Below are 1,507 nucleotides of genomic sequence, written 5' to 3'. Positions count from 1 at the left end.
TCTTATTCGTAGCCATTGCTTCGGCGTCATATAGCTGTTTAGTTCCTGAGAAAAAGCGTGTTGTGCAAGTCGATACAACCGAAGCAGGCTCGGGTATTGACAGTGTTTTGGCTGTCCAATTGGGTGCTGATGAATACGGTATGAAAAACTACGTGATGGCCTTACTGAAACGAGGTCCACGCCGCTGGATGATTGATTCCGTTACGGCCACAAACTTACAAAAAGCACACATGGCAAATATCACACGTTTGGCAGATGAGGGTAAATTAGTAGTTGCTGGACCTTTTACTGACAATACCGATTTAAAAGGAATTTATGTTTTTGATGTAAAAACGATTGAAGAAGCCCAAAAGCTCTGCGAAACCGACCCAGCAATTAAGGCTGGTTCATTGATGATGGAATTGCACCCTTGGTATGGCTCGGCAGCGATGTTACAAATTCCTGCTATTCATAACAAAATCGCTAAAAAACAGCCGTGAGAAAATCATTGATAGTTTTATTACTGCTCGCAGCATTGCAGTCATTGGGTCAAAAGCTAAAGATTGTTGAAAAACCAATCGTTTGGGATTCAACTCGCATTGCTTTATCGGTAGAATATCTCAAACAACGCCACGGGATTGAGCAAGCTCAACCAACTATTCGCCCTAAAATGATTGTGGTGCATTGGACGGCCATTCCGACCTTCGAGAAGTCATTCTTTGCCTTTAATTCTTCGACTTTACCTAATGCACGTAAGGAACTACAAAACGCCAGTCAACTCAATGTTTCGGCACATTATCTAATTGATAGAGACGGAACGGTTTACCATCTAATGCCCGATACACTTTTAGCTCGCCACGTAATCGGACTCAACTATTGTGCAATCGGTATAGAAAACGTTGGAGATGGCAGTAAAAATCCATTAACAGAAGAACAGTTTAGAGCCAACTGCCTATTAATCAAACAATTACAGAAGAAGTATAAAATAGAATACCTCATCGGGCATCATGAATATACAAAATTTAAAGGTTCAAAAATCTGGAAAGAAACTGACCCGAACTACCAAACTACAAAATCAGACCCGGGTGATGAATTTATGAATAGATTGAGAGAGAAATTCAAGAAACTTCGGAAAGAGCCTTGATGGCATTTCTAACGTCAGGATGCAACGTCGGCAAGGTTTGAAACCTTGCCGACGTTTTTGTTTTTCGAAAAAATTAATCAAACTCAATCATAAATTTATCTAAATTCTGTAGCATTTGATTATTAGCGTGAAACTCCTCAAACTTCTCCCTTCCCCCAAACAAACTCAACACTTCTTCTCGTTTTAATTTAGTTTGAGCTGTATGTAGGAGTGAATGATATGATGAATGAGGATAGTCTCTAAAATCTTTCACAAATCCATGTTTTTCTGGATTATTATGGATATAAAAAATCAGTTCAGCTAAGTAAGATTGATTATTAATCAAAATCCTCCTAAAAGGTTCTTCAAAAAGTCCTCCTGTGCGGTTATAGGATTTATTAATTG

3 protein-coding genes are annotated in these 1,507 nt (G+C 38.9%); 2 read left to right on the top strand and 1 reads right to left on the bottom strand.

What is annotated here, in order from left to right:
- A partial coding sequence (locus ACOVO2_RS06940) for a YciI family protein (protein ID WP_421769272.1) occupies positions 1-479 on the top strand: 479 nt, incomplete at its 5' end.
- The gene (locus ACOVO2_RS06935) at positions 476-1,123 is read left to right on the top strand and encodes a peptidoglycan recognition family protein (RefSeq protein ID WP_421769271.1); all 648 of its coding nucleotides are present in this window, start codon (positions 476-478) and stop codon (positions 1,121-1,123) included. The genes ACOVO2_RS06940 and ACOVO2_RS06935, both read left to right, overlap by 4 nt.
- A gap of 73 nt (positions 1,124-1,196) precedes the next feature.
- Here ACOVO2_RS06935 and ACOVO2_RS06930 read toward each other — a convergent pair.
- A partial coding sequence (locus ACOVO2_RS06930; protein WP_421769270.1) for a transposase occupies positions 1,197-1,507 on the bottom strand: 311 nt, incomplete at its 5' end.

It is taken from the genome of Emticicia sp. (genome assembly GCF_049241225.1).
Classification (GTDB): domain Bacteria; phylum Bacteroidota; class Bacteroidia; order Cytophagales; family Spirosomataceae; genus Emticicia.
This window is presented reverse-complemented; position numbering and strand designations above follow the sequence as displayed.